This is a genomic window from Halomonas sp. (assembly GCF_014859505.1).
Classification (GTDB): domain Bacteria; phylum Pseudomonadota; class Gammaproteobacteria; order Pseudomonadales; family Halomonadaceae; genus Halomonas.
On sequence record NZ_JACUUD010000204.1, the window covers coordinates 1 to 3527 of the forward strand.

The 3527-nt window shown below is 67.2% G+C and carries 3 protein-coding genes; all 3 read right to left on the minus strand.

Features of this window, described 5'->3' with window-relative positions; translation table 11 throughout:
• Window positions 1-139: 139 nt before the first annotated feature.
• Window positions 140-688: a CDP-diacylglycerol--glycerol-3-phosphate 3-phosphatidyltransferase gene (pgsA, locus tag IBX53_RS15365; protein WP_290911021.1), complete on the minus strand. Its 549-nt coding sequence runs from the start codon at window positions 686-688 to the stop codon at window positions 140-142.
• A 68-nt stretch (window positions 689-756) separates the two neighbouring features.
• Window positions 757-2571, minus strand: coding sequence for an excinuclease ABC subunit UvrC (gene uvrC / locus IBX53_RS15370; protein ID WP_290911023.1), 1815 nt, complete (start codon window positions 2569-2571; stop codon window positions 757-759).
• A gap of 70 nt (window positions 2572-2641) precedes the next feature.
• The gene (locus IBX53_RS15375) at window positions 2642-3289 is read right to left on the minus strand and encodes a response regulator (RefSeq protein WP_290911027.1); all 648 of its coding nucleotides are present in this window, start codon (window positions 3287-3289) and stop codon (window positions 2642-2644) included.
• Window positions 3290-3527 lie beyond the last annotated feature (238 nt).

Below are 3527 nucleotides of genomic sequence, written 5' to 3' on the forward strand. Positions count from 1 at the left end.
AACTCGCGACCCCAACCTTGGCAAGGTTGTGCTCTACCACTGAGCTATTCCCGCCTGACTCGAGAGCGAATTATACGGATAAGTCGGTGACTGTCAATCGCTTTTGCAGTTGACCCGACGTCGAGTTCCACGCGCTGCCTCACATGGAGTCGCTGAGGTGCGGCCAGGCGGCGCGCAGATAGAGAATCATCGACCAGAGCGTCAGCACGGCGGCTACGTAGAGGGTGATCACGGCCAGCAGGGCGAGGGGGGAGCCGGGGGCGAAGGCCAGCAGCATGAAGATGGCGACCATCTGCAGGGTGGTCTTGACCTTGCCGACCCAGGAGACCGCCACCTGTCCTCGTTTGCCCATCTCCGCCATCCACTCGCGCAGCGCCGAGATGACGATCTCGCGGCCGATGATCACCAGCGCCGGCAGCGTCAGCCACAGCGCCTCGTAGCGTTCGATCATCAGCGCCAGGGCTACGACCACCATCAGCTTGTCCGCCACCGGATCGAGGAAGGCGCCGAAGGGAGTCGCCTGGTTCCAGCGCCGGGCCAGGTAGCCGTCCAGCCAGTCGGTGATCGAGGCCAGGGCGAACAGGCCGGCGGCCAGCGGCATGCTCCAGGAGAAGGGCAGGTAGAAAAGCAGCACCAGCAGGGGGATGAAGCCGATACGGGCCAGGGTGAGAATATTCGGGATGTTCATTGGGTCACGCTGTCCTTGCCGGTGGGGTGGTGCCGAACGCCGGGATATTCTATCCCCCTTGGCGGCCTTCATCCATGCAGGGCGCGATGAATCGCCTCGGCCAGGGTGGCGCTGATGCCGGGTGCTCGCGAAAGCTCCTCGCGGCTGGCCTGCTTGACGCCCTGGAGTCCGCCGAAGAAGCGCAGCAGTTCGCGCCTGCGCTTGGGTCCCACGCCGGGGATGCCCTCCAGTGTGGAGGTCCGGCGCGCCTTGTCACGGCGGTTGCGGTGGCCGGTGATGGCGAAGCGGTGGGCCTCGTCGCGCACGTGCTGGATCAGGTGCAGGGCGGGCGAGGCAGGGTCGAGGTCCAGGGCACGGTCAACGGTCTCGAGGAACAGGGTCTCCAGGCCCGCCTTGCGGGTGGTGCCCTTGGCAACGCCCACCAGCGCCACGCCGTCGACGCCGAGCTCGGCAAAGACCTCCCGGGCGAGGTTGAGCTGCCCCTTGCCGCCGTCCACCAGCAGGACATCGGGACGCTCCCCTTCGCCGTCGGTCAGGCGGCGGAAGCGGCGTGAGAGCGCCTGGCGCATGGCGGCGTAGTCGTCGCCGGCGGCCACCCCCTCGATGTTGAAGCGGCGATAGTCGGACTTGCGCGGGCCGTTCTCGTCGAACACCACGCAGGAGGCCACCGTGGCCTCGCCGTGGCTGTGGCTGATATCGAAGCACTCCAGGCGCCTGGGCGTGTCGGCCAGGCCGAGCGCCTCGCGCAGCGCCGCGAAGCGGCGCGTGAGCTGGGCCTGGCTGGCCAGCTGGCCGGCCAGCTGCTGCTCGGCGTTGGTGACGGCCAGCGACTGCCACTGGGCGCGGTGGCCACGCACCCTGTCGGCCAGGCGCACCCGCTTGCCCGCGCGTTCGCCGAGCGCGGCGCTGATCAGCTCGCGATCCGCCAGGGCGTGGCTGGTGATCACCTCGCGGGGGATCTCCCGATCCTGCCCTAGGTAGTACTGGCTGACGAACTCCGCGAGCAGCTCGTCGGCCGGCAGGTCGAGCCCGTTGGCGGGCGCATGGTGGCGGGCACCCAGCAGTCGGCCGTGGCGCACGCTGAGCACCGAGATGCACAGTGCCCCGGGGCGGGTGGCCAGGGCAAAGATGTCGGCATCGCCGTCGCCGGTGTCGACGAACTGGCGCTGCTGGAGCTGGCGCAGCTGCTGGACCTGGTCGCGCAGCCGGGCGGCCTCCTCGAAGGCGAGTTCGCGGCTGGCCGCCTCCATGGCCGCGGTCAGCTCCTGGGTTACCTGCTCACTCTTGCCCTCCAGACACTGCACGGCGTGCTCCAGGTCGCGCCGGTAGTCCGCCTCGCTGATGTGGCCCACGCAGGGGGCGCTGCAGCGCTCGATCTGAAACTGGAGGCAGGGCCGGGTGCGATGGGCGAAGACGCTGTCCTCGCAGTTGCGGATGCGAAAGATCTTCTGCATCAGCGACAGGCTCTCGCGCAGCGCCAGGCTGCTGGGGTAGGGGCCCAGGTAGCGGCCGTCATCGCGTCTTGCCCGGGCCCGCTTGTACTCCAGCGCAGGGAAGGGATGGCGGTCGGTGACGAAGACGAAGGGGTAGGACTTGTCGTCCCGCAGCAGGATGTTGTAGGGCGGGCGCAGTTCCTTGATCAGGGTCTGCTCCAGCAGCAGCGCCTCAGTCTCGCTGTTGGTCACCGTGATCTGGATATCGGCGATGCGCCCCACCAGCGCCTGGGTCTTGGCGTTCAGCGCCCCGCGGAAATAGCTGGCCAGGCGCGCCTTGAGGCGCCGTGCCTTGCCCACATAGAGGGTCTCGCCCTGAGCGTCGAGCATGCGGTAGATGCCCGAGGATTCGCTGACGGTGACGAGGAAGTGACGATGATCGAAGCTCATGGAGGCGGTGCGGTCGCGGACGGGAATGTCATCCTAGCAGATCACGCCGGGCGGCAGGCTCGGCGGGCGCTCACTCCACGCTGGCGAAGCCATCCACCAGGCCGTGGCGCAGCCCCAGGTGCGTCAGCTCCACGTCGGTCTGCACGCCCAGCTTGTCGAAGATGCGGTAGCGGTATGTGTTCACCGTCTTGGGACTGAGGAAGAGCCGGTCGGAGATGTCGGCCACCTTCTGGCAGTTGACGATCATCATGGCCACCTGCATCTCGCGCTGGGACAGCTGGTCGAAGGGGTTTTCCGACGCATCGATGCGCGACAGCACCAGCCGCTGGGCGACCTCGGGGCTGACATAGCGCTGGCCGTGGAAGGCGCCGCGGATGGCCGAGACCATCTCGTTGTGCTGGCAGTCCTTGCTGAGGAAGCCGAATGCTCCGGCGTCAAGCAGGCGCTGGGCGAAGGCCTCCTCGAGCCAGGCGGTCAGCACCAGTACCCGGGTGTCGGGCTGGGTGCGGTGGATCTTGCGGGTGGCTTCCAGGCCGCCGATCCCCGGCATGCGAATATCCATCAGCACCACATCGGGGGAGAGGCGGCGGGTCTCGGCGATGGCGGTCTCGCCGTCGGAGGCCTCCCCGACCACGCTGAGATCCTCTTCGGCGTTCAGCAGGTGAGCGAGACTGGTCCTCACCAGGTGATGGTCGTCGGCAATCAGTACCCGGATCAAGGCAGCGACTCCTGAGCGTCTTGGCTGATAGGTGGCAGGCGGAGGGAGATGTGAGCTCCCATGGCGAAGAGTGGCACAACTTTGGTGAAGGTGGAAAGTATCCTTGGGTTTTACCTCCGAGGGGTTGACGCTCTCCGCGAGGCTGCGTAGTATTTTGCTCGTTCTCGCGAGGCGAGACGGCGTGGGGCCTTAGCTCAGCTGGGAGAGCGCAACACTGGCAGTGTTGAGGTCAGCGGTT